Annotated in this window: 21 protein-coding genes and 1 tRNA gene; 10 read left to right on the top strand and 12 right to left on the bottom strand. The window is 59.8% G+C overall.

Annotated features, from left to right (window positions below; genetic code table 11):
• Positions 1-19 precede the first annotated feature (19 nt).
• The 3 genes from ccrA to IE188_RS10080 all read right to left on the bottom strand — a co-directional run bounded on the left by ccrA (position 20) and on the right by IE188_RS10080 (position 3,143).
• Positions 20-1,309, bottom strand: a complete 1,290-nt coding sequence (gene ccrA / locus IE188_RS10070) for a crotonyl-CoA carboxylase/reductase (RefSeq protein ID WP_191286373.1) — start codon at positions 1,307-1,309, stop codon at positions 20-22.
• A 154-nt stretch (positions 1,310-1,463) separates the two neighbouring features.
• Positions 1,464-2,912, bottom strand: a complete 1,449-nt coding sequence (locus tag IE188_RS10075; protein WP_191286374.1) for a 1-acyl-sn-glycerol-3-phosphate acyltransferase — start codon at positions 2,910-2,912, stop codon at positions 1,464-1,466.
• 12 nt (positions 2,913-2,924) lie between these two features.
• Positions 2,925-3,143: a hypothetical protein gene (locus IE188_RS10080; RefSeq protein ID WP_191286375.1), complete on the bottom strand. Its 219-nt coding sequence runs from the start codon at positions 3,141-3,143 to the stop codon at positions 2,925-2,927.
• Between IE188_RS10080 and IE188_RS10085 the strand changes: the two genes are divergently transcribed.
• Entirely contained in the window at positions 3,142-5,109 is a 1,968-nt protein-coding gene (locus IE188_RS10085; protein ID WP_191286376.1) for a protein meaA, read from the top strand. The two genes, IE188_RS10080 and IE188_RS10085, sit on opposite strands and share 2 nt — an antisense overlap.
• A gap of 3 nt (positions 5,110-5,112) precedes the next feature.
• Here the strand turns inward: IE188_RS10085 and IE188_RS10090 are convergent, their stop codons facing one another.
• Positions 5,113-5,655, bottom strand: a complete 543-nt coding sequence (locus tag IE188_RS10090) for a DUF4329 domain-containing protein (protein ID WP_229836715.1) — start codon at positions 5,653-5,655, stop codon at positions 5,113-5,115.
• Positions 5,656-5,684: 29 nt separating this feature from the next.
• Here IE188_RS10090 and deoD point away from each other — a divergent pair, with 29 nt between their 5' ends.
• Positions 5,685-6,389 carry a purine-nucleoside phosphorylase gene (gene deoD, locus IE188_RS10095; RefSeq protein ID WP_191286377.1) on the top strand — a complete coding sequence of 235 codons (705 nt, stop codon included), beginning with the start codon at positions 5,685-5,687 and terminating at the stop codon, positions 6,387-6,389.
• Positions 6,390-6,396: 7 nt separating this feature from the next.
• Here deoD and IE188_RS10100 read toward each other — a convergent pair whose 3' ends face one another.
• A complete protein-coding gene (locus tag IE188_RS10100) occupies positions 6,397-7,260 on the bottom strand; it encodes an urea carboxylase-associated family protein (RefSeq protein WP_191286378.1) in 864 nt (287 codons plus the stop codon).
• 129 nt (positions 7,261-7,389) lie between these two features.
• On the opposite strand from IE188_RS10100, the gene IE188_RS10105 reads away from it, so the two are divergent.
• Together IE188_RS10105 and IE188_RS10110 are read left to right on the top strand one after the other, a co-directional pair.
• Positions 7,390-7,890, top strand: coding sequence for a DUF2478 domain-containing protein (locus tag IE188_RS10105; RefSeq protein WP_191286379.1), 501 nt, complete (start codon positions 7,390-7,392; stop codon positions 7,888-7,890).
• Between the two features lie 54 nt (positions 7,891-7,944).
• The gene (locus IE188_RS10110; RefSeq protein ID WP_191286652.1) at positions 7,945-9,147 is read left to right on the top strand and encodes an NAD(P)/FAD-dependent oxidoreductase; all 1,203 of its coding nucleotides are present in this window, start codon (positions 7,945-7,947) and stop codon (positions 9,145-9,147) included.
• Between the two features lie 3 nt (positions 9,148-9,150).
• On the opposite strand, the gene trpA is transcribed toward IE188_RS10110, so the two are convergent.
• Together trpA and IE188_RS10120 are read right to left on the bottom strand one after the other, a co-directional pair.
• Positions 9,151-9,942: a tryptophan synthase subunit alpha gene (trpA, locus tag IE188_RS10115; protein ID WP_191286380.1), complete on the bottom strand. Its 792-nt coding sequence runs from the start codon at positions 9,940-9,942 to the stop codon at positions 9,151-9,153.
• Between the two features lie 60 nt (positions 9,943-10,002).
• On the bottom strand, positions 10,003-10,419 hold the full coding sequence (locus IE188_RS10120; protein WP_191286381.1) for a VOC family protein: 417 nt from the start codon (positions 10,417-10,419) through the stop codon (positions 10,003-10,005).
• Positions 10,420-10,518: 99 nt separating this feature from the next.
• On the opposite strand from IE188_RS10120, the gene ychF reads away from it, so the two are divergent.
• On the top strand, positions 10,519-11,616 hold the full coding sequence (gene ychF, locus IE188_RS10125; protein WP_191286382.1) for a redox-regulated ATPase YchF: 1,098 nt from the start codon (positions 10,519-10,521) through the stop codon (positions 11,614-11,616).
• A gap of 96 nt (positions 11,617-11,712) precedes the next feature.
• Here the strand turns inward: ychF and IE188_RS10130 are convergent, their stop codons facing one another.
• A complete protein-coding gene (locus IE188_RS10130) occupies positions 11,713-11,970 on the bottom strand; it encodes a CBU_0592 family membrane protein (protein ID WP_191286383.1) in 258 nt (85 codons plus the stop codon).
• Positions 11,971-12,257: 287 nt separating this feature from the next.
• Positions 12,258-12,344: transfer RNA gene (locus IE188_RS10135), tRNA-Leu, on the bottom strand.
• Between the two features lie 138 nt (positions 12,345-12,482).
• Between IE188_RS10135 and lipB the strand changes: the two genes are divergently transcribed.
• The 3 genes from lipB (at position 12,483) to IE188_RS10150 (ending at position 15,647) form a co-directional block, all read left to right on the top strand.
• Positions 12,483-13,169: a lipoyl(octanoyl) transferase LipB gene (gene lipB, locus IE188_RS10140; protein ID WP_191286653.1), complete on the top strand. Its 687-nt coding sequence runs from the start codon at positions 12,483-12,485 to the stop codon at positions 13,167-13,169.
• 121 nt (positions 13,170-13,290) lie between these two features.
• Positions 13,291-13,782: a c-type cytochrome gene (locus tag IE188_RS10145; RefSeq protein WP_191286384.1), complete on the top strand. Its 492-nt coding sequence runs from the start codon at positions 13,291-13,293 to the stop codon at positions 13,780-13,782.
• Between the two features lie 191 nt (positions 13,783-13,973).
• Entirely contained in the window at positions 13,974-15,647 is a 1,674-nt protein-coding gene (locus IE188_RS10150) for a cytochrome c oxidase subunit I (RefSeq protein ID WP_191286385.1), read from the top strand.
• Between the two features lie 74 nt (positions 15,648-15,721).
• Here the strand turns inward: IE188_RS10150 and IE188_RS10155 are convergent, their stop codons facing one another.
• Complete coding sequence (locus tag IE188_RS10155; protein ID WP_191286386.1) at positions 15,722-16,081, bottom strand: hypothetical protein; 360 nt, start codon at positions 16,079-16,081, stop codon at positions 15,722-15,724.
• Between the two features lie 174 nt (positions 16,082-16,255).
• Between IE188_RS10155 and IE188_RS10160 the strand changes: the two genes are divergently transcribed.
• Positions 16,256-16,759: a DUF2244 domain-containing protein gene (locus IE188_RS10160; protein ID WP_191286387.1), complete on the top strand. Its 504-nt coding sequence runs from the start codon at positions 16,256-16,258 to the stop codon at positions 16,757-16,759.
• Positions 16,760-16,786: 27 nt separating this feature from the next.
• On the opposite strand, the gene IE188_RS10165 is transcribed toward IE188_RS10160, so the two are convergent.
• The gene (locus IE188_RS10165; RefSeq protein ID WP_191286388.1) at positions 16,787-17,293 is read right to left on the bottom strand and encodes a GNAT family N-acetyltransferase; all 507 of its coding nucleotides are present in this window, start codon (positions 17,291-17,293) and stop codon (positions 16,787-16,789) included.
• 81 nt (positions 17,294-17,374) lie between these two features.
• Positions 17,375-17,833, bottom strand: a complete 459-nt coding sequence (locus IE188_RS10170) for a GatB/YqeY domain-containing protein (RefSeq protein ID WP_191286389.1) — start codon at positions 17,831-17,833, stop codon at positions 17,375-17,377.
• 195 nt (positions 17,834-18,028) lie between these two features.
• On the opposite strand from IE188_RS10170, the gene carA reads away from it, so the two are divergent.
• Positions 18,029-19,201, top strand: a complete 1,173-nt coding sequence (carA, locus tag IE188_RS10175) for a glutamine-hydrolyzing carbamoyl-phosphate synthase small subunit (protein ID WP_191286390.1) — start codon at positions 18,029-18,031, stop codon at positions 19,199-19,201.
• Positions 19,202-19,244 lie beyond the last annotated feature (43 nt).

The following is a 19,244-nucleotide window of genomic DNA, read 5'->3' on the forward strand; positions in this document are numbered from 1 at the left end:
TTTTTAGCGAGCGTCCAGCTTATTTCGGGCCAGCCTCAAGCGCGTCTTCGAACGTGCGCAGACCGGTCTTTGGCGCCTGAACCAGCACGGCCATGTTGCCGGGCTTGTGTTCATTTCGCAACATCTTCAAATGCGCGTCCGGGATCTCGGCCCAGGGGAACACTTCGGACATGCAGGGATCGATTCGACGTTCAACCATCATCCGGTTGGCCGATGCCGCCTGCTTCAGATGCGCAAAGTGGCTGCCCTGGATCCGTTTCTGATGCATCCAAAGGTAACGCACATCAAAGGTGCAGTTGAACCCGGTGGTGCCGGCACAGATCACGACCATTCCGCCTTTTTTGCAGACGAAGGTCGACACCGGGAACGTGGCTTCGCCGGGATGCTCGAACACCATGTCCACGTTGTTGCCCTTACCGGTGATGTCCCAAATGGCCTTGCCAAACTTGCGCACCTCTTTGAACCACGCGGCATATTCGGGCGAGTTCACTTTCGGCAGTTGACCCCAGCAATCAAAGTCCTTGCGGTTGATCACGCCTTTCGCGCCAAGAGACATGACAAACTCGCGCTTGTCTTCTTCCGAGATCACGCCGATGGCATTCGCCCCGGCGGCATTGATCAGCTGGATCGCAAAGGACCCCAGACCGCCCGATGCCCCCCAGACCAGCACGTTCTGGCCCGGCTTCAGCTCGTGCGGGGCGTGGCCGAACAGCATCCGGTAGGCCGTGGCCAATGTCAGCGTGTAACACGCGCTTTCTTCCCAGGTCAGGTGGCGCGGGCGCGGCAGAAGCTGCTGGGCCTGTACCTTGGTAAATTGCGCAAACGACCCATCGGGGGTTTCATAGCCCCAGATCCGCTGGCTGGGCGAGAACATCGGATCGCCGCCATTGCATTCCTCGTCGTCGCCGTCATCCTGGTTGCAGTGGATGACCACTTCGTCGCCCACTTTCCAGTTTTTCACCTTGTCGCCCACCGCCCAGACGATGCCCGACGCATCGGAACCTGCGATGTGATAATCCTCGCCGTGCACGTCGAACATGCTGATCGGAACGCCGAGGCCTGCCCAGATGCCGTTGTAGTTCACACCTGCGGCCATCACCAGAACCAGCACCTCGTGGCTGTCCAGCTTGGGGGTGTCTACGACCTCGACCTGCATGGCCTTGTCCGGTTCACCCTGGCGTTCGCGCCGGATGGCCCAGGCGTACATCTGTTTCGGCACGTGGCCCATCGGGGGCATTTCACCGATTTCGTACAGGTCCTTCTTCGGGGCATCGTAATCAGCGATGCTGGGTTGTGTATCCAAAGCCATCGGGGCCTCCTTCTGTTGCGCGTAGTCTGATTCTGTTGCCGCAATGCAGAAATGCGGCTGCTAGTGCAGCATTACGTGCCGCCCCGCAAGATTGCAACAACAATCGGTCACTTTTTGTAATTTTATGTCGCGTCAGAATTTCGAAGCGCCCGCATCAATCAGGCAATACAGCCGCATCCGCAACCTCGGCCGGGCTGAGGTCCGAGATCTGGACCGTCGTGATCTGATCCGACAGATGGGCGATGGAGTTGGCATAGAAGGCCAGGATCAGGCGGTCAGGCTTGTTCACGTAATATGTGGCCTGTGCACCCTCGCCCGCTTCGGTGACCAGCTTGCGCAGGGTCAGAAGGCGTATCCCGACCTCGGCGGCATAGCACATGTCGCTGCGTGGCAAATGCACATGTGCTCCATTCGCTTCCATATCCGACACCAGCGAGGCAAAGCGGGCTTCAACGTCGGCGCGGGTAATGCCGTCCTGTGCCAGCAGGATCGCCGCCACAACGGGCACGGGCAGAACCGGAACCACATCGCGAATACGCGACATCAGTTCCTGCCCAAGATCTTCCAACAAATCGTCGGCCACATGGCCTTCAAGATAGTCGTTCAACGACAAGGGCGTGCCAAAGGACACGCTGGCATACCCGAAGCGGTGAAATTTCCCCGTCAGCCGCTGCCAAAGGTGGCGCCCGATGTGACGGGCGACATATTTGAAGCGCAACCCGAAACGCCGGTTGCCCATGATGTCGGCCTTGACCAGCACCCGGTCTTCCAGCACCCGGTCATAGTTCATGGCGACCGGCACAAAGACCACGTTGCGGTTCACCGCCGGGTCGAAATCCTGAACCAGATAGCTGAGCAACCCCAGTTTCGGCTCGCCCACCGTTCCGTTCAGGCTCAACCCGCCTTCGGGGAACATCGCCTGTGTCACGCCACCATCCGTTGCCAGACGCACATAGCGCGACAGAACTTTTCGATAAAGCGCGTTGCGGCTTTTGCGGCGGATGAAATAAGCCCCCATGGACCGGATCAACATGCGCAAGGGCCAGACGCGCGCCCATTCTCCGACCGCATAGGACAGATGTGATCGTTCCGCCGCCAGCCACGTGACCAGCACGTAATCCATGTTCGACCGGTGGTTCATCACAAAGACAATGGTCGAGTCCGGGTCGATCTCTTTCAAGCGGGCTTCATCAAATGCGCCAAGGCGAACGCGATAGAACGACCGGCTGAGGAGCTTGGCCACCCCGATCCCGAACCCGAAATATGCAGTCGCTGAAAACCGCGGCACAATCTCGCGCGCGTAGCGTTGCGCGGTTTCAAAGGCCACCTGTTCCGGCACGCCGGATTTGCGCGCGTGTTCGGAAATCGCCTTTGCCACTTCGGGGTCATAAGACAGTCGCTGCACCATGTCATAGCGACGCGCCAGCTTGAACGGCTCGATGGGGCGCTCCAACTTTTGGTTCAGCCGCTCAACCGCACGTTCCAGACGCTTGCGAAAAAACCAGCGGACCGACGGAAACAGGAAATGGGACGCGAAAGTCACGGTGGCAAAAGCCAGGATCAGGACAAGAAGCCAAAGGGGCAATTCAATGGAGCGCGTCATGGCGATACGTTTTCAGGAAAAGACAACAAGGTAAAGACGCCGTGTGATGGTCGAAATGCCTCCATTCGACGGACAATTTGACCCGCTCAGCGCCGGAAAAGCCGCGAAACCGTCCCGGTCGACAGCGCCCCGCACGTTGCGTAATTTTCTTCCCGTGAATTTCGCCCTTGCGTAATAATCTTTCGTCTGCGAAAAATGCTGCAGCGCAACAAAACGGTGAGTCTCTGTCATGTCCAGCCCCAACTCGATCCGCCCCTGGCTCTTTCGCACCTATGCTGGTCACTCGACCGCGAAAGCTTCGAACGCGCTGTATCGCACCAACCTTGCCAAAGGTCAGACCGGCCTTTCGGTGGCCTTCGATCTGCCAACCCAGACAGGCTATGACAGCGATCACAAGCTGGCGCGCGGCGAAGTGGGCAAAGTCGGCGTGCCGCTAAGCCATCTGGGTGACATGCGCACGCTGTTTGCAGAGATTCCGCTTGAGCAGATGAATACCTCGATGACCATCAACGCCACTGCGCCGTGGTTGCTTGCGCTATATATCGCGGCCGCCGAGGAACAGGGTGCCGACATTTCCAAGCTGCAAGGCACGGTGCAGAACGACATCATCAAGGAGTACCTGTCGCGTGGCACCTATGTCTGCCCGCCAGAGCCATCCCTGCGCATGATCACTGACGTCGCCGCCTATACCCGCGAGCATCTGCCCAAGTGGAACCCGATGAACGTGTGTTCCTATCATTTGCAAGAGGCCGGCGCGACGCCCGAGGAAGAACTGGCCTTCGCGCTGGCCACCGCCATTGCCGTGCTGGACGACTTGAAAGACAAAGTCCCGGCAGAAGCGTTCCCCGCCATGGTCGGCCGCATCAGCTTCTTCGTGAACGCCGGCATCCGCTTCGTGACCGAGATGTGCAAGATGCGCGCCTTTGTCGAGCTGTGGGATGAAATCACCCGCGAGCGTTACGGCGTCGAAGACCCAAAATTCCGCCGCTTCCGCTATGGCGTGCAGGTGAACTCGCTTGGTCTGACCGAGCAGCAACCCGAGAACAACGTCTATCGCATCCTGATCGAGATGCTGGCGGTCACCCTGTCCAAGAACGCCCGCGCCCGTGCAGTGCAATTGCCGGCTTGGAACGAGGCGCTTGGCCTGCCGCGACCCTGGGATCAGCAATGGTCGCTGAGGATGCAGCAGATTCTGGCTTATGAAACCGATCTTCTGGAATATGACGATCTGTTTGACGAAAACCCCGCCGTAGAGCGCAAAGTGGCCGAGCTGAAAGACGGCGCGCGTGCCGAACTGGCCCAGATCGACGGGATGGGCGGTGCCGTGGCGGCCATTGAATACATGAAATCGCGGCTGGTGGAATCGAACGCCCGGCGGATCAACAAGATTGAAGCGGGCGAGACAACAGTTGTCGGCGTGAACCGCTGGACCGAAGCCGCCGAAAGCCCGCTGACCGCCGGGGACGGTGCCATCATGGTCGCCGACAAACAGGCCGAAGCCGACCAGATCGCACGCCTTGAACAGTGGCGGGCAGATCGTGATGACAATGCGGTAAGGCAGGCACTGGAAAACCTGCGCGCCGCCGCGAAGTCCGGTGACAACATCATGCCGCCGTCAATCGCGGCGGCGAAGGCGGGCGTGACAACGGGCGAATGGGGCGAAGTCATGCGCCAGACCTTTGGCCAGTATCGCGCGCCCACGGGCGTGTCGAAAAACCCGTCCAACCGCACCGAAGGACTGGACGAGATTCGCGCCCGTGTCGATGCCGTGTCCGACGCGCTTGGCCGCCGCCTTACCTTTCTGGTGGGCAAGCCGGGTCTCGACGGCCATTCCAACGGGGCCGAACAAATCGCCGCCCGTGCACGCGATTGCGGTATGGACATCACCTATGAAGGCATCCGCCTGACGCCGGAAGAACTGGTGGCGTCCGCACTGGACACGAAGGCGCATGTGGTCGGCTTGTCGATCCTGTCGGGCAGCCACATCCCGCTGCTTGAGGAACTGATCGAGCGGATGCGCGACGCTGGACTGGGCCATATCCCAGTGGTCGCGGGTGGGATCATTCCGGACGAGGACGCCGAACGCCTGCGCGCGATGGGGGTTGCCAAGGTCTATACGCCGAAGGATTTCGAACTGAACACGATCATGGAAGACATCGTGACGCTGGTTGCGCCAAACTCCGTGGCGGCCGAGTAGCGGTCAGTCGTCCAGCCCGGTCAGCTTCTCGATCAATTGACCGTAAGTATAGCTTTGCGCGATCCGGCCCATGTCGCCTTCGCGAAACCGGGCGTCCATCGGCAAACAACCGATGCCACAGATCTGGCTTGCCACCATATCGGTCGTGTCGATGTACCATAGCCGCCCACCGGGCGTGGCCACCCACCCGTCAACACCTTCCATCTCGTCGGTTTCCATGTCGTCACCTGACGGCACCTCGTTGGCGTAACGGGTCGAAAATGCACCATGGGTGTGATAAGACGCAATCACTGTGACCAACTCGGTCGGATCGCGGGACATACAGTTGCCCTTCCCCCCGCGCATGGCCTTGGACGCGACCAGCTTGCCAGACTTGTCATAGCCGATATAGCCGCAATACTCGCGATCTGCCCGGATCGAGATCGGCTGGAGCTTTGCAAACACCTTCTTCACCAAGGCAAGTTCGCCCGGCTCTTGCGCCCAGGCAGGAAGTGGGAGGATAAAGAGAGCCAAGAACAGCGCGCGCATCTGAGATTCCGGTTTCATATGCGTGACTTTATCCACAGGAGACAGCTATGACCATCCACATCGGTGCCGCACCCGGCCAGATCGCAGAAACCGTCCTGATGCCGGGCGACCCCTATCGTGCCCGCTGGGCGGCAGACAACTTCCTGGACGGCGCGGAACTGGTCAACGAGGTGCGCGGCATGCTGGGCTTTACCGGCACGTACAAGGGCAACCGCGTCACCATTCAGGGGTCGGGCATGGGGATGCCCAGCCTGTCGATCTATGCCAACGAGTTGATCCGCGACTACGGTGCCAAGACCCTGATCCGTGTGGGATCCATCGGGGGGATGCAGCCGCAGGTGAAGGTGCGGGACGTGATCATCGCGATGACCTGCACAACGGTCGGCACCCCGTCGAACACCATTTTCCGCGAACTGAACTATTCGCCCTGTGCGGATTACGGGCTGCTGGAAGCCGCCGTGGCCGCCACCCGCAATCGCGGGGTCGGGCTGCATGTGGGCGGGATTTACAGCTCGGACACGTTCTATGACGAACGCCCCGATCTGACCGAACAGATGACCCGCCACGGCATTCTGGGGGTCGAGATGGAAGCGGCCGAGCTTTACACCCTCGCCGCCCGCCATGGCGTGCGGGCGCTTGGGATCATGACCGTGTCCGATCACCTGCAAACCGGTGAAGCCCTGCCATCCGACCAACGCGAAAAGACCTTCGGCGACATGATCGAGATCGCGCTGGAAGCGGCTTTCGCCTGAGCCTTGATCAAACCCCATGCGACCGGTCATAGCCGTTCATCGGCGGCTGTGACCAATCCTTCAACATGCGCTTGGCCGGAGCGAACACCTCAACCAACAGCGGGTAACAGGCGGCGGTGTCCGAGCTGTGCTCGGACGAGCAATCGCCCCCGGGGCAGGTGCTGAGCGCGCCCAGGAGGTCGATCTCGGCAAAGAACTCCAGATAATCGCCGGATCGCACCGGGCTGGCCTTCATGAAATATTGCCCCGTGTCACGGGTGAAGCCGGTGCACATGAAGACATTCAGAACGTCATGGATATGCGGTTCTGCATCACCTGTGGGGCAGTCCAGATAATCCGCCAATGCACGCGTCAGGTTGGAATGGCAGCAATGGTGATACTGCCCACCTGCCAGCAGATTGTGGGTGTAGGGGTCACAGCGTGTGCCGATCACATCATGCACAGAGCCGCCGAATTCATCGAATCCATACCAATCCAACGTGTCGTCAGTGATCGTTGCGATGGGGCGCAAGAACGGATGGCTTGACCAAATCCGATCTGAAACAGACAAATGCGTGCCGTGTAACGCCCTTGTCTTGCCTGAATAGAACCTTTCGTCCAGATCATGCAGATTCCACAGGTTCAAATCCCCGACCTGCGGCCCCTCGACCGAGGTGATGCGAAAAAAATGTCCTGCCGGCACCTGAAACACCTTGGCATCGCGCGGTGGTACCATGATCTCGGCCGTTTTTTCGGCGCTGCCACGTGCCGCTTGATAAAGCGCCATATCCGGCACCGGCAGGCCGTCGATCGGATAGCAGATGACCGGGGCCACAGCGCGCCGATCAGCAGCGTCCGGTGGCGGCGTGTGGGTGGGAGCTTTCGGCTTCATCGCGGATCACCTCGCATTTCATTCATTTGGCCACGGTCCGATTGCGCGCCCAAGACCGCAACCGGCCAAGCCCTGATTGACAACCCCCGGTCAGATTGCCATCTGATACGCGGGCCAAAGGGGGGCTGCATGAAACTAGCCTATGTCATTGCACCCGGTCGGGGCAAAACGAACTTGTTGCTTGCCGGTGTCGCGGACGCACTGGCACGGCGCGGCGTGTCACTCTGCGGGACAGTGCAACTGGACACCGAACGCGCCGAGGATCACCACTGCGACATGGACGTGCTGGTTCTGCCAGACGGCCCAAAGATCCGCATCAGCCAGTTTCTGGGTGCCAATGCCCGCGGCTGCAAACTGAACCCCGAGGCGCTGGAAACGGCCGTGGCCCAGACCGAGCAACGCCTGCAAGCGGGCGCCGACCTTCTGATCGTCAACAAATTCGGCAAGCAGGAGGCCGAAGGGCGCGGTTTTCGCGAAGCTGTGGGCGAAGCCCTGACGCGCGACATTCCCGCGATCATCGGCGTCTCGGAAGGGTCGCGCGAGGCGTTCATGGACTTCGTTGGTCAGGCCGAGCAACTGCCGCCCGAACACGACGCTGTCATGGCCTGGGCGCTGGAGGCGATGCGATGAACCGGCGCACGGCCCGCCCTTCCCAGACCAGCAAGGCCTGACCCCATGGTCCAGATGCCATCCGACCCGCAGCATCACAGTTATGACGTCATCATCATCGGCGGGGCGATGATGGGATCATCCGTGGCGTGGTGGCTCAGCCAATCCGCCGAGTTTCAGGGGCGAATTCTGGTTGTCGAACGCGACCCCAGCTTCGCGCAAAGCTCGACCGCGCACACCAACTCCTGCATCCGCCAGCAGTTCAGCGAGGCGCTGAACGTCCGCATCTCGCAGTTTACCGCAGAGTTCATAACAAACCTGCGCGTGAACATGGGGAACGACCCGCGGGTCGAAAATCTGCACATTCAGGATTTCGGCTATCTATATCTGGCCGATAGCGAACGGAACGCCGACGCCTTGCGCGGCGCATTTGCCTTGCAGCGAAGTCTTGGGGCTGGAACGCGCCTTTTGACACGGGACGAGATCGCCGCGGCGTTTCCATTCTATCAGTTGGACGACATCCTGCTTGGCAGTCACGGCACCCGTGACGAGGGGTATTGGGATGGGGGGGCGCTGTTCGACTGGTTCCGGCGCAAAGCCATTGCGGCGGGTGTTGAATATGTGCATGCCGAAATCACAGGAATCGAGCGCACACCGTCACAGGTGACCTCGGTCACGCTTGGTTCCGGTCAACGACTGTCCTGCGGTCATCTGGTTAACGCGGCGGGCCCACGCGCGGGTCACGTCGCGCAACTGGCGGGTCTTTCGATCCCCGTCGAACCCAGAAAACGCTTCACCTGGATTGTGAAGGCGGCACATCCACTTGACCGGGAACTGCCCCTGACCATCGACCCGTCGGGTGTGCATATGCGGCAGGACGGGCCGGAAACCTATATGATCGGGGCGCGACCCGACCCGGACCTGGCCGTGGACCCAACCGATTTCCATATGGACCATAGCCTGTGGGAAAGCCATGTCTGGCCCATCGTCGCGACCCGCATCCCGCAGTTTGAACAGTTGAAGATCGTCACTGAATGGGCGGGGCATTATGCCTTCAACACGCTGGATCAGAACGCCGTTCTCGGACCGCACACCGATTTGCGGAACTTCCATTTCATCAACGGCTTTTCCGGTCACGGGTTGCAACAAGCGCCTGCGATGGGACGCGGGCTGGTCGAGTTGATCACGACCGGCCGCTTTCAGACCTTGGATCTGACCGCATTTGGATATGACCGGATCCCGGCGGGGCGTCCATTCGGAGAGCGCGCGGTGATCTGAACCTCAGCCGCGATGCGCACCATCAGCCAGCGTTTTCACGAAGGCCAGCACGTCTTCGACGGATTCTCCGGCCGCGATTTTCGACACGATGGCGCTGCCCACCACGGTGCCATCTGCCACGCTGGCAATCGCCTGCGCCTTCTCGGGCGTGTTGACGCCGAAGCCGACGATCACCGGAATGTCGGTTGCCGCCTTGATCCGCGCGACCTCTGGCCCGACATTCGCCGCCTGCGCCTCGGTCGCGCCGGTGACGCCGGTGACAGACACGTAATACACAAAGCCCGAGGTGTTCTGCAGCACCTTCGGCAGCCGCTTGTCATCGGTGGTCGGGGTGGCCAGTCGGATGAAGTTCAGGCCCGCCCTCTGCGCCGGGATGCACAGCTCGTCATCCTCTTCGGGGGGCAGATCGACGACGATCAACCCGTCAACGCCCGCCGCCTTCGCGTCGGCAAGAAACCTGTCCACGCCCCGGCTGTAGATCGGGTTGTAATATCCCATCAGCACAATCGGGGTCGTGTCGTCGCCTTTGCGAAACTCGGCGGCCATATCCAGCGTCTTTTGCAGGGTCATGCCACCTTCCAGCGCACGTTGACCTGCCAACTGGATGGTCGGGCCGTCCGCCATCGGGTCGGTGAACGGCACCCCCAGTTCGATGATGTCGACCCCCGCCGCGGGCAGACCCTTCATCACTTCAAGCGAGGTCGCCATGTCGGGATCGCCGCCCATGATGTAGCTGACAAACGCCTTCTGGCCCTTCTCGGCCAGGGCTGCAAACTTCGCATCAATCCGGGTCATCATCGGTCCTTTATCAAGTTCAGGACCGATGTGCCGAATACAGGCGGGAAAATCAATGGGTCATGCGTAATCGCTATCCGCCATGATCATCCAGCGCACACCGAACTTGTCAGTCAGCGTGCCAAAAAGCGGTGTCCAAAACATCTCGCTCAACGGCATCCGAACGTCACCCCCATCTGCCAGAGCGTCAAAGACGCGTTTGGTCTCGGCCTCGTCCGGTAGGGAGATACAGACATTGCAACCCTCCATTGCTGGTGTCTCGCCGCTGGGGTCATCACTGGCAAACAGCATCCCGTCCCCGATGGCGACGCTGGCATGCATCACGGCATCGTCCGGCACGCCGGGCATCTGGTTTCGATCCTCCTCTGGCATGTCCTTGAACGACATAATCTCGGGCCCGCTGCCGAAAATCTCGCCGTAACGGGTCACGGCCTCGCGGCAATTGTCTTTGAAAAACACGTAAGGAATGGGTTGCATTGCACTTCTCCTGTGTTGCGCGCCTTCCCAGTTCACCACGCTTGCGCCCAACCTGTCAAAGCCCTAGAAGGCCCCGAACACCGCAGGAAAGGGTCTGACATGGGTTTCAAAATGGGCATCGTGGGTCTGCCGAATGTCGGCAAATCGACCCTTTTCAACGCATTGACCAAGACTGCTGCGGCACAGGCGGCGAACTTTCCGTTCTGCACCATTGAACCCAATGTGGGCGAGGTGAACGTGCCGGATGCACGGCTGGACAAACTGGCCGCGATTGCCGGGTCGAAACAGATCATTCCGACACGCATGACATTCGTTGATATCGCCGGTCTGGTGAAAGGCGCGTCCAAGGGTGAAGGGCTGGGCAACCAGTTTCTGGCCAATATTCGCGAGGTCGACGCCATTGCACACGTGCTGCGCTGCTTTGACGATGGCGACGTGACCCATGTCGAAGGCCGCGTGAACCCGGTCGAGGACGCCGAGGTGATCGAGACCGAGTTGATGCTGGCCGATCTGGAAAGCATCGAGAAACGGCTTCAGAACATCGTGCGCAAGGTGCGCGGCGGCGACAAGGAAGCGGTGCAGCAGGAACGTCTGATGCGCGCGGCCCAAGAAGCGCTTGAGGCTGGCCGCCCCGCCCGCACCGTCGAGGTTGACGAAGAAGACCGCAAAGCATGGAGTATGCTTCAACTTTTGACCACCAAGAAGATCCTTTATGTCTGCAACGTCGATGAAAGCGACGCGGCCAGCGGCAACGCCTATTCCGAGGCCGTCGAAAAGATGGCTGCCGAACAAGGTGCTGCGTCGGTCGTGATTTCCGCCAAGATCGAGGAAGAAATCAGCCAGCTTGATGCCGATGACATGGAGATGTTTCTTGGGGAACTGGGGCTGAAAGAAGCCGGGCTGGATCGTCTGATCCGCGCCGGTTACGAGTTGTTGCACCTGGAGACCTATTTCACCGTCGGCCCGAAGGAAGCCCGCGCCTGGACCATTCGCGAAGGCACCCGCGCACCGCAGGCGGCAGGCGTCATCCACGGGGATTTCGAACGTGGGTTTATCCGGGCCGAAACCATTGCCTATGACGATTACGTGGCCTTGGGCGGCGAGGCCGGGGCCAAGGAGGCAGGCAAGATGCGCGCCGAAGGCAAAAGCTATCAGGTGAAGGACGGCGACGTGCTTCATTTCCTGTTCAACGCCTGACGAATGCCATTCGGATTGCGAAAAGCCGGGCCACCCCAAGCCCGGCTTTTCTGTGAGCGCGTGGGACAACGCGCTCTGGGAGAGACCATTACCCGGTCAGATGGCTGATTGATCCGCGTCCGTTGATGCAGAACGTCTTTTTATGTGGTTTGCGAAGCCAAAAACAGAAACCACGATGAAGAACACCTGAACCGTCAACGCCGCGACATTGAAATGTTGCGTCAGGCTCAGCGCGACGAAACTGGCCGCCGAAAACTGCAGGGCATAATAACAGGTCGCCTTGCTTGTCAGGACATCGAAGGCGATCAGCATATAGGTGGTGCAGTAAATTGCCGCCCCCAGCAATCCGACCATTTCCCAACCGTCCAGCAAGCTGACATGTGTCATTGTCCAACCATCCGATGCAAAGTCTTGAAAAAATAATTAGGTTATTGAAAAGGCCTAAAGAAAACTGGCATTTACTTGCAGCGAAATGTGCCGCGGTGCCTGACCTGAATTCATGTTTCGCCAAATCGGAGCGTTAATCAATGCTGCGGCCCGCGAATTGACGCATAATTCACGCCCTTCGAACCGGGGGTTCACGCAGCGCGGAACATTGCCGGAACACTGGCTGTCTCGAATGACCATGAAATGTGGAAAGGTGGTGCGGTCGGTGGGACTCGAACCCACACGAGTGTTACCTCACAGCGACCTCAACGCTGCGCGTCTACCAATTCCGCCACGACCGCAAGCCCGGGCTAGGTGAGGCGCTTCATAGCGAAGGGCATTGGGGTTGTGAAGTCCAAAAAAGCGCAGGCTGACCGGAAAGCCGCGCCCGGATCGGGATGCGTTTTGACAATGGGGCGACAGGGTGCCAAATGATACCCATGAAAGCCCCGCCCGATATGCCCCCCGTCATCTGGGAAACCGCCGACAGCCCTGTCGAATACGAAACCGCCGTTGCACGCATGGAAGCCCATGCCGATGCCATGGCACGCGGCGAGGCGGGCGAGCTGATCTGGCTGCTGGAGCATCCCCCGCTTTACACCGCGGGCACCTCGGCCGACCCAAAAGATCTTGTCGCGCCGGATCGGTTTCCCGTCTATCCGTCCAAGCGGGGCGGGCAGTATACCTATCACGGGCCGGGACAGAGGGTGGCCTATGTCATGCTGGACGTCGGCAGGCGCGGACGGGATGTGCGCGCCTTCGTCAACGCGCTGGAAGAATGGGTGATCGACACACTTGCCGAGTTTAACGTGACCGGCGAACGCCGCGAGGGGCGCGTCGGTGTCTGGGTGGTGCGCACCGACAAGCCGCTGACCGCCACCGGCCGACCGCCCGAGGACAAGATCGCCGCGATCGGCGTGCGCCTGCGCAAGTGGATCAGCTTTCACGGCATCTCGATCAATGTTGAACCGGATCTTGAGCATTTTTCGGGCATCGTGCCCTGTGGAATTTCCGAGCATGGCGTCACCAGCCTTGTCGATCTGGGGTTGCCGGTCACGTTAGAGGATGTGGACATTGCCTTGCGCCGGTGTTTTGATAGAAACTTCGGCCCGGCCGGCGAAAAATAGCCGGTCTGGTCCCAATTTGCCCTGCGACAGCGCGCCCCCTTTCATTCGGGCTGTTAAAAATGCAGGGTCCGCGTGACATTGACGCATAACGCGTGAAACAGACCTAAAAAAGAGGACCAATATGAAGACGATTCTCTCTTCCGCCGCCATGATCATTGCCCTGTCGGGCACCGCTTTTGCCGAAGGCGACGTTGCCGCCGGCGAAAAGGACTTCAAGAAATGCAAATCCTGCCACGCGATTGTCGACGACAGCGGCGAAGCCCTGTTCAAAGGCGGCAAGACCGGCCCGAACCTTTACGGTATCGTCGGTCGTCAGGCTGGCACCGTTGAAGATTTCAAATACGGCGATTCGATTGTGGCCGCAGGCGAAGCCGGTCTGGTGTGGACCGAAGAAACCCTGATCGAATACATCAAGGATCCCAAGGCATTCCTGAAGGAACAGACCGGCGATTCCGCCGCCAAGTCGAAAATGACCTTCAAATGGGGCAAGCCCGAGGACATCGTGGCCTTCCTTGCGACCTTCTCGTCGGACGCCTCGGGTGAAGGTGAAGCAGCCGAAGGTGAAGCCGCTGAAGGTGAAGCAACGGAAAGCGATTCGACCACCACCAACTAAGGCGCGTCGACACGACCGCCAAATTGTGCTGAAACGCTGCGCCCCGCCCGGTAAACACCGGCGCGGGGCGTTTTTTTTGCCATTTGCACCATTGCGACGTTGCCCGCGCTTCCACCTCATATTACACACGTTAAAAAGCCGGGTGAGGTGACGCCTCGCCCCGGTCACGTTAACCCTAAAGGGAGGGAAGCATGGCGGACGCAGCCATCCACGACCATGACCACCACGATGATCGCGGGTTCTTTACCCGGTGGTTCATGTCGACCAACCACAAAGACATCGGGATCCTGTATCTGTTCCTGGCCGGTCTGACCGGCTTCATCTCGGTCTGTTTCACCGTCTATATGCGGCTGGAGCTGATGGACCCCGGCGTTCAGTATATGTGCCTGGAAGGTGCGCGTTTCATTGCTGACGCATCAGCCGAATGTACGCCGAACGGTCACCTTTGGAACGTGATGATCACCTATCACGGTGTCCTCATGATGTTCTTTGTCGTCATCCCGGCCCTGTTTGGCGGGTTTGGCAACTATTTCATGCCGTTGCAGATCGGTGCGCCGGACATGTCCTTCCCCCGGATGAACAACCTGTCGTTCTGGTTGTATGCCACGGGTGTCGCGCTTGGCGTGGCCTCGCTTCTGGCACCGGGCGGCAATGACCAGCTTGGCTCTGGCGTTGGTTGGGTTCTGTATCCGCCCCTGTCCACGACCGAGGGCGGCTATTCCATGGACCTTGCGATCTTCGCAGTGCACGTTTCGGGCGCGTCGTCGATCCTGGGCGCAATCAACATCATCACCACCTTCCTGAACATGCGTGCCCCCGGCATGACGCTGTTCAAGGTGCCGCTGTTTGCCTGGTCGATCTTCGTGACCGCTTGGCTGATCCTTCTGTCGCTGCCGGTTCTGGCGGGCGCGATCACCATGCTGCTGATCGACCGCAACTTCGGCGGGACGTTCTTTGACCCGTCCGGTGGCGGCGACCCGGTTCTGTATCAGCACATCCTGTGGTTCTTCGGCCACCCCGAGGTGTATATCGTTATCCTGCCGGGCTTTGGCCTGATCAGCCACGTGATCGGCACCTTCGCCCGCAAACCGATCTTCGGCTACATGCCGATGGTCTGGGCGCTGATCGCCATTGGCTTCATCGGCTTCGTCGTCTGGGCACACCACATGTACACCGTGGGCATGTCGCTGACCCAGCAGTCGTACTTCATGCTGGCCACGATGGTCATTGCGGTGCCGACGGGCGTCAAGATCTTCTCGTGGATCGCGACGCTGTGGGGCGGCTCGATCGAATTCAAGACACCGATGCTGTTCGCCTTCGGCTTCCTGTTCCTGTTCACCGTGGGCGGTGTGACGGGCGTTGTGCTGTCGCAAGCGGGCGTCGACCGCGTCTATCACGACACTTACTATGTTGTGGCGCACTTCCACTATGTGATGTCGATCGGTGCCGTGATGTGTATCTTTGCCGGGATCTATTACTGGATCGGCAAGATGTCCGGTCGCCAGTACCCTGAATGGGCCGGCAAGATCCACTTCTGGACCTTCTTCATCGGTGTGAACCTGACCTTCTTCCCACAACACTTCCTGGGCCGCCAAGGCATGCCGCGTCGTTACATCGACTATCCGGAAGCGTTCGCCTACTGGAACAAGATCAGCTCCTACGGTGCGTTCCTGTCCTTCGCGTCCTTCGTGTTCTTCATCGGCATCGTGTTCTACACGCTGATGAAAGGCAAACGTGTGACCGAGAACAACTATTGGAACGAATATGCGGATACGCTGGAATGGACCCTGCCCAGCCCGCCGCCCGAGCATACGTTCGAAACCCTGCCCAAGCAGGAAGAGTGGGACAAAGGTCATTCGCACTAAGCGGACCACAGAAACACCAAAGGCCCGGACAAGTGTTCGGGCCTTTTCTTATGCGCAGGCGAAGCAGGGGTGCGCTACTTGACGGGGGGCAGGGTCAGTTCAAATCGCTCATGCCCCCACCCATCAACGCTGGTCCGTGCCCGGATCCAGATCGTTTCCGCCGCCTTCGGCAGGGACACGCCGGACAGGCTTCGGGTGAACGGCTGCTCGTTCACATGCGGGTGGTGCAGCACGCGGGTGCCCAACGTATCCCCGGCGGCATTTTCGATCCGCCAGCCATCGGCATAATCGTCCCATCCGGTTTCGTCATGGGCAATCGTGACCGAAATATGCCAACCGGCATCGGAACGTGTTGCCGTTGCACCGATGATCTCGGCGTCATGGGCGACCGCCGGGGTCGCGGCACAGATAAGGCCGATCCACAAATGCCGCATGGCACACTCCTTTGCCTGACAGGACAGCAGTGTGCCCTGCCGTCGCGTCGTGGGCCAATCACGTCTCGGAGAGGAACCGGGCCATCGTTGCTGGTTCCGGCTTTTTGGCTTGCGTCCCTTCGGTCCTGTGGTTTTCATAGGTATCCCGAAACGACGGAAAAAAAACCCGCGCCAATGCCGTATGAATGGATGCCAACCGATGCCCCCGGTGCCCCGAAAGCCGAACTGCATCTGTGGCCCTTCCGTTCGCTGCCCCGCCGTGGTTTCGTCTGGATCATGGGGCTGGGATTTTCGCTGATGCTGATCCCGCTGCTGGCGCTGCTGGGCACTGTCACGCTGTGGTGGCTGCTGCCGTTTGCCCTGGGCGCCATGGGCGCGTTGTGGTTCTTCATCGAAAAAAGCTACAAGGATGGCGAAATCCTGGAAGAGCTGCTGATCTGGCCGGATCACATGACCCTGACCCGCCACGGCCCGGGCGGGAAGGTTCAGGAATGGCAGGCAAACACCTATTGGGTGACGGTCGAGATGCACAAGACCGGCGGCCCGGTGCCCAACTATGTCACCCTGAAAGGCAACAACCGCGAGGTCGAAATCGGCGCCTTCCTGTCCGAAAAAGAGCGGCCCAGATTGTACGAGGAATTGCGCGAGGCGTTGCTGCGGGCCAAATCAATCGGCTAAGCGTCACGACCTCAACGGCAACACGGTTCAAAGCGGGCGTTCGTAATACCGGATCAGGTGATCCAGATAGGGGGTTTCCTGATGATAGGGTGCACATTCCCGAAACCCCAGCTTTTCATAGAGACTTGATGCTTCGACCAGCGCCCGCCCAGTATCAAGGCGGGCCGTCTTATGACCGTCCTTCCGCGCCTGATCCATTAAAGCCAGGGTCAGCGCCTTTCCCGCACCCAGCCCCCGCGCCTCTTCGGTGACAAATACCCGCTGGATTTCGGCGACACCCTCCCCCAGCGCGCGCATCATTCCGCAGCCAACAGGTTTTCCATCCCGATAGGCCAGAAGCAAATCGCCATGCGGGCGGGCGTGGATCTGTTCGAACTTCGCCACCAGCTCGTCGATCTTGTCCGGGTCATATTTTTTCTGGATGTTGTCCCGTTCCTCGGGCGATCGTTCCAGCAGGAATGAAATATACCCAAGGACAAGCGACCCGACGGTCGGGGCATCCTGTGGAAATCTGGCGCGTTCGATGGTCAGCATGATCTGCCTTTCCGTCCGATGAGTGACCCCCATAAGACACGAAACGGCAACGAAAGTCCCACCCCTTGGGGAATGGCGGGGTCAGCCCAGCTTTTCCTTTACCATCGGTCCGACCTTGCCGAAATCCATCTGGCCCGTGAACTTTGCCTTCAAAGCCCCCATTACCTTGCCCATGTCGCGGATGCTGTCAGCCCCCACTTCGGCAATCGCATCGGCGACGGCGGCGTCGGTTTCCTCGTCCGACAGCTGTTTGGGCAGGAAATCCTCGATCACCTTGATCTCCGATCTTTCCTTTTCAGCAAGCTCAAGCCGCCCGCCTTCTTCATAGGCGCGGGCGCTTTCCTGGCGCTGTTTCACCATTTTGCCCAGAATCGCCAGGACATCTGCATCCGTCACCTCGGCCTCTTCACCCGTGCCGCGCATCGCGATGTCGCGATCCTTGATGGCTGCGCTGATCAGCCGAAGCGTCGACAAACGCTCTGCGTCCTTGTTTTTCATGGCTGTTTTCAGGGCGTCATTCACCTGGCTACGCATGTCCATGTGTACATCCATTTGCTGTGACAGTTACGAAGCTCGCAACTTAGCGAAAAGCCCGATGGCATTCAACCGGGCGGCTTTCAGGGTAAGTCATTGTAAAGGTTGGATATGTAAAATTAGCCACCCGGCACCCAGCCCCTTGACCCGGCTGGCCAGCACAACTAGTTTCGCGCCAATTTGTCGATCGGGAGTCGCCCCATGTCCGCTGCCACCGCCCAAGACCCACAAGCCGAAAAACCCACCGCCTGTCTGGCCCTTGCCGATGGCACCATATTTTATGGTCACGGTTTCGGGGCAACCGGCACCACCACCGCCGAGCTGTGTTTCAACACGGCCATGACGGGGTATCAGGAAATCATGACCGACCCGTCCTATGCGGGGCAAGTCGTCACGTTCACCTTCCCGCATATCGGCAATGTCGGCGTGAACCCCGAGGATGACGAAACCGGCGATCCGGTTGCAGCGGGCATGGTGGTCAAATGGGATCCGACCGAGCCGTCGAACTGGCGCGCCAGCGAGCGGCTGGTCGACTGGCTGCAAAAAAGGGGCAGGATCGGCATCGGGGGTGTGGACACCCGCCGTCTGACCCGCGCGATCCGCCATCAGGGGGCGCCCCACGGCGCCATCGCCCACGATCCCGACGGAAATTTCGACATCGAGGCATTGATCGCGGAAGCCCGCAGCTTCGCCGGGCTTGAGGGGCTGGATCTGGCCAAAGAGGTCACCTGCGCGCAAAGCTACAAATGGGACGAGATGCGGTGGGCTTGGCCTGATGGTTATCCCAAGCAGGACAACCCGCGTCACAAGGTGGTCGCGCTGGATTACGGGGCGAAACGCAACATCCTGCGCTGTCTGGCCTCGGCCGGTTGTGATGTGACCGTTCTGCCTGCGACCGCCACAGCGGACGAGGTTCTGGCGCTGAACCCGGATGGCGTGTTCCTGTCCAACGGGCCGGGTGACCCTGCAGCGACGGGGGAATATGCTGTTCCGATGATCAAGACGATCCTCGACACCACCGACCTGCCCGTCTTTGGCATTTGCCTTGGGCACCAGATGCTGGCGCTGGCGCTTGGGGCGCGGACCATCAAGATGAACCACGGCCACCATGGCGCAAACCACCCGGTGAAGGACAAGGAAACCGGCAAGGTCGAAATCACCTCGATGAACCACGGGTTCGCCGTGGACACCGCCAGCCTGCCCGAAGGGGTGGTCGAAACGCATGTGTCACTGTTTGACGGATCGAACTGCGGGTTGCGCATGAAAGACCGGCCGGTGTTCTCGGTGCAATACCACCCCGAGGCCAGCCCGGGTCCGATGGACAGCTATTACCTGTTTGAACGGTTTTCGCAGGCGATGGCCGAACGCGGCTGAACCGTCAAGCACACCTGACAATACATGCAGCGCCCTCCTTTGG

Source organism: Aliiroseovarius zhejiangensis, assembly GCF_014656375.1.
GTDB classification, from domain to species: Bacteria; Pseudomonadota; Alphaproteobacteria; order Rhodobacterales; family Rhodobacteraceae; genus Aliiroseovarius; species Aliiroseovarius zhejiangensis.

What these genes read in the sequence shown, in the direction of transcription:
- ccrA (WP_191286373.1), bottom strand. Translation starts at nt 1,309, where the DNA reads ATGGCTTTGGATACACAACCCAGCATCGCTGATTACGATGCCCCGAAG.
- IE188_RS10075 (WP_191286374.1), bottom strand. Translation starts at nt 2,912, where the DNA reads ATGACGCGCTCCATTGAATTGCCCCTTTGGCTTCTTGTCCTGATCCTG.
- IE188_RS10085 (WP_191286376.1), top strand. Translation starts at nt 3,142, where the DNA reads ATGTCCAGCCCCAACTCGATCCGCCCCTGGCTCTTTCGCACCTATGCT.
- IE188_RS10080 (WP_191286375.1), bottom strand. Translation starts at nt 3,143, where the DNA reads ATGACAGAGACTCACCGTTTTGTTGCGCTGCAGCATTTTTCGCAGACG.
- IE188_RS10090 (WP_229836715.1), bottom strand. Translation starts at nt 5,655, where the DNA reads ATGAAACCGGAATCTCAGATGCGCGCGCTGTTCTTGGCTCTCTTTATC.
- deoD (WP_191286377.1), top strand. Translation starts at nt 5,685, where the DNA reads ATGACCATCCACATCGGTGCCGCACCCGGCCAGATCGCAGAAACCGTC.
- IE188_RS10100 (WP_191286378.1), bottom strand. Translation starts at nt 7,260, where the DNA reads ATGAAGCCGAAAGCTCCCACCCACACGCCGCCACCGGACGCTGCTGAT.
- IE188_RS10105 (WP_191286379.1), top strand. Translation starts at nt 7,390, where the DNA reads ATGAAACTAGCCTATGTCATTGCACCCGGTCGGGGCAAAACGAACTTG.
- IE188_RS10110 (WP_191286652.1), top strand. Translation starts at nt 7,945, where the DNA reads ATGCCATCCGACCCGCAGCATCACAGTTATGACGTCATCATCATCGGC.
- trpA (WP_191286380.1), bottom strand. Translation starts at nt 9,942, where the DNA reads ATGACCCGGATTGATGCGAAGTTTGCAGCCCTGGCCGAGAAGGGCCAG.
- IE188_RS10120 (WP_191286381.1), bottom strand. Translation starts at nt 10,419, where the DNA reads ATGCAACCCATTCCTTACGTGTTTTTCAAAGACAATTGCCGCGAGGCC.
- ychF (WP_191286382.1), top strand. Translation starts at nt 10,519, where the DNA reads ATGGGTTTCAAAATGGGCATCGTGGGTCTGCCGAATGTCGGCAAATCG.
- IE188_RS10130 (WP_191286383.1), bottom strand. Translation starts at nt 11,970, where the DNA reads ATGGTCGGATTGCTGGGGGCGGCAATTTACTGCACCACCTATATGCTG.
- lipB (WP_191286653.1), top strand. Translation starts at nt 12,483, where the DNA reads ATGAAAGCCCCGCCCGATATGCCCCCCGTCATCTGGGAAACCGCCGAC.
- IE188_RS10145 (WP_191286384.1), top strand. Translation starts at nt 13,291, where the DNA reads ATGAAGACGATTCTCTCTTCCGCCGCCATGATCATTGCCCTGTCGGGC.
- IE188_RS10150 (WP_191286385.1), top strand. Translation starts at nt 13,974, where the DNA reads ATGGCGGACGCAGCCATCCACGACCATGACCACCACGATGATCGCGGG.
- IE188_RS10155 (WP_191286386.1), bottom strand. Translation starts at nt 16,081, where the DNA reads ATGCGGCATTTGTGGATCGGCCTTATCTGTGCCGCGACCCCGGCGGTC.
- IE188_RS10160 (WP_191286387.1), top strand. Translation starts at nt 16,256, where the DNA reads ATGCCGTATGAATGGATGCCAACCGATGCCCCCGGTGCCCCGAAAGCC.
- IE188_RS10165 (WP_191286388.1), bottom strand. Translation starts at nt 17,293, where the DNA reads ATGCTGACCATCGAACGCGCCAGATTTCCACAGGATGCCCCGACCGTC.
- IE188_RS10170 (WP_191286389.1), bottom strand. Translation starts at nt 17,833, where the DNA reads ATGGACATGCGTAGCCAGGTGAATGACGCCCTGAAAACAGCCATGAAA.
- carA (WP_191286390.1), top strand. Translation starts at nt 18,029, where the DNA reads ATGTCCGCTGCCACCGCCCAAGACCCACAAGCCGAAAAACCCACCGCC.